The sequence below is a fragment of the Rhizobium sp. 57MFTsu3.2 genome, from assembly GCF_012932765.1.
In the GTDB taxonomy this organism is placed as follows: domain Bacteria; phylum Pseudomonadota; class Alphaproteobacteria; order Rhizobiales; family Rhizobiaceae; genus Rhizobium; species Rhizobium altiplani.
On sequence record NZ_JDWI01000070.1, the window covers coordinates 1 to 3,487 of the forward strand.

The window sequence follows — 3,487 nt, forward strand, 5'->3', positions numbered from 1 at the left end:
CGACGGTCAGCCTTTCCGGCTCGTCCGTAACCGAAGGCTCAACTGCCAGCTACGTGTTCACGGCAACGCTGACGAACGCCTCGCAGGGTGTCACGGTTGTCCATACCGATCGGGGCGACATCACCATCGCCGACGGTCAGACCAGCGGCACGCTGACGATCGCCGCCAACAATGGCGAGGACGTCTACAGCGACGCCTCGACCAGGACAGCGACGATCACCGGCACCAGCGGCGGCAACTTCGAAAGCCTGCAGGTCGGAACTGGCTCCGCTACCGCGTCGGTCAGCGACACGATCGATACTGTAACCGCCACTCTCACAGCCGGTTCGCCTGTCTTTGATGCTGGTGGCACGACCACGATCACCTATACGGTGACCCTCACGAACTCCGACAACCTGGCGGTCGCGCCGAAGTCGGACCTCACCTTCACGCTCGAGACCGGTCAGACGGTCACGATCCATGCCAACCAGTCAAGTGCGAGCACGGACGTGACCTTCGCCCCGGGTTCGATTTCCGGCACTTCAGTTCACAACTCGATCAGTCTCATCAGCGGTGGAGACCAATACGAGCATCTGGTCCCGACCGGAACGATAGACACGACGGTGAACAGCGTTCCGACCGGAGGTGGCAGCGTTTCGCTGACGCTCAGCGAGGCGGCGCTCGATACAGTTCTCAACGGCTCGAGTGGCGGTATGCCGGCGGATCTCGCCGCGGGCGCGGTAACCGGCAGCGCGCCGGACAGCCGTGGTGAGACGGCTCAGGCAACGACGGGGATCACCTTCACCGCGACTGGCGAGACTATCACCATTGCCTTCGACAATCCGACCGGCAGCAGCTGGACCGCGCCGACCGTCGATGGTCTCGCCCCCGGCTACAGCGTGCACTGGGCGTTGAGCGGCGCCCAGTTGGTCGGGAACCTGTTCTCCCCGACCGATACCAATCTCGGCGCCTTCGTCAGGCTTTCGCTGACGAACACCTCGGCGGCCCCCGGCCAGTCGGTCACTCCGACCGTCACCGCAACGCTGACCGACAACCTCATCGACGGTGTCAATAAGGATGCCGTAACCATCGGGGGCATCAAGGTCGTTGCGACGGACGCTTCGGGTGACAAGGTATCGGGTTCGGTGAACCTAACGATCACCGACGACGCACCGGTTGCGCATAACGTCACCGAAAGCACGGTGGCCGGTTCGATGAGCACAGTCAACGTGCAGCTGATCGTGGACGTCTCGTACAGCATGTACTCGTCCTACGGCGGCGGTGTCAGCAATGTGCCTGGTGGCTATACCCAAGACCGGATTGGTCTCGCGCGGTATTCGATGGAGCAGCTGCTCGAATCGAACGACCAGATCAAGTACGTCGAGATCGTCAAGTTCGGCGAGAACGCATCCGGCACGGTCTGGATGACCAAGGCAGATGCGCTGGCGTACATTCAAAACAATGCGAACTGGAACGGCTCCGGCGGAACCAATTACGACCTCGGCCTGCAGCAGGCGATGTCGAGCTATGGCACCGGCGCGCCCGTGCAGGCCGACAAGAACGTCGTCTACTTCCTGTCGGACGGTGCGCCGAGCGGCGATGGGATTGCCAGCGGCGCGGATGACGGTAATCACACCAACAATTCCGTGACCACCGGCGAATGGGAAGCCTTCATCAATGCGAAGGGTATCGACAGCGTCTATGCGATCGGCATTGGCGGTAGCATCAACGTTGCCAACCTTGAGCCGGTGTCCTATCCGAACACCGACGGATCGGACGGCAACACGACCGAGGACACCGTTATCCTGGTCGGCACCAGCGATGTTACCGGCCTCCTTGCAACCTTGCAGGACTTCCTCGGCAATGCCCAGTCGGTCGGCGGCAACGTTGTCATCGATGGCGGCGTCGACGCGAGCTTCGGCGCCGATGGCGGGCATGTCCAGTCGATCGTTGTCAATGGCGTGACATATAGCTTCACGCCCGGCGCGATCGCCGGAACAGGAACGGTTTCGGAAAGCGGCACGCCGGGGGGCGCGTACCAGGACCACGGCAGCTGGATCGAGATTAAGACGGCGCTTGGCGGCACTCTGACATTCTATTTCACGGATGTCGGAACAACCCATCATGCCGGCGACTACAGCTACCTCGCGCCGATCAGCAGCACGGGCAACGAGTCATTCGCCTACACGATCGTGGATGGCGATGGAGATACCGCTGGCGCCACACTGGCGATTTCAGTGACCGCGCCGCCGAATGCCAACCCGGTCATCACCGCTCCGAACAACGGAACCGATCCGACGAACCTTTCCGTCGCGGAAAACACGACGGTGGTCACCGACGTCAATGCGACCGATGCCGACGGCAACACGCTGGTCTATTCCATCGTCGAGACGGCGGGTACCGACTACGCCAAGTTCGCGATCAACTCGTCGACCGGCGTTCTCACCTTCATCTCCGCGCCCAACTATGAAGCGCCGGGCGATGTCGGTGGTACGGCTGGCGACAACGTCTATGTCGTCACCGTGCAGGTTTCAGACGGCCATGGCGGCGTCGATACGCAGACGCTCAACGTGACGGTGACGAATGCGAATGAAGTCACTGCGGTTACCGATACCGTCCTGTCCAACTATGGCGGTAGCGCCTACACGATACCGGAATGGGCGCTCCTCTATAACGACTCAACCGATAGCGGATCGATCGATATCGTCTCCGGAAACACCGGCATTCAGAGCCAGATTGATTTGGGCAGCGTAACCCATCAGAATGGAACCGGCACGAACGGCACGGTGACCATCGACGATACCGGGAACGGCGGCACGGGCAGCTTCGTCTACGGGGTGACGAATACGGTCACGACGGCGTCGGCGAATGTCAACGTCACAAACCAAAGGGGCGGAGATCTCACTGGCACGAGCGCCAACGAGATTCTTATCGGAGATAGCAGCGCAAGCACCTTCGACGGCAAGGGCGGGGTGGACATCATCCTGGCTGGTGGCGGCGATGATATGATCGTTGCAGACCAGAACGATTATGTGATCGATGGCGGCGACGGCAGCGATACGCTGCGTGTCGACGCAAGCTTCACAAGCGGGAGCGACGCGCAGATCGTCAACATCGAGAAGGTAACGATCAATTCCACCGCTACGGTTGTGCTCGATCTTTCGAATCAGATCGAGAGCTTCACGGCGATCACGGCGGGCTCGGGAATTAAGACGGTCAAGGCCGGCTCGGGCAATGATGGGATCGTCTTCGAAGGGTATCTGACGGGCGATGATACGGTTGACGGCGGCGCCGGCAGCGATACCTTGTCGTTCACGGACAACGGTACAGGCACCAACGATCTCAACAAGGTTACCAACATCGAAACCATCACGCTCGGCGCCGCGGCGACGAATGTGACGACCGTCGATGCCCTGGTGGCTGCGGGCGCGACGCTCACGGTCAACGGCTCCGCCCTCGGGTCCAACCAGTCCCTCACGTGGAACGGCGCGGCCGAAACCGATGGCGC

1 protein-coding gene is annotated in these 3,487 nt (G+C 61.3%); it reads left to right on the forward strand.

The genetic code is table 11. The features are described 5' to 3' along the window. Positions 1-3,487, forward strand: a 3,487-nt coding sequence (locus AF71_RS31140; protein WP_169684536.1) for an immunoglobulin-like domain-containing protein, incomplete at both ends; no start/stop codon positions are given.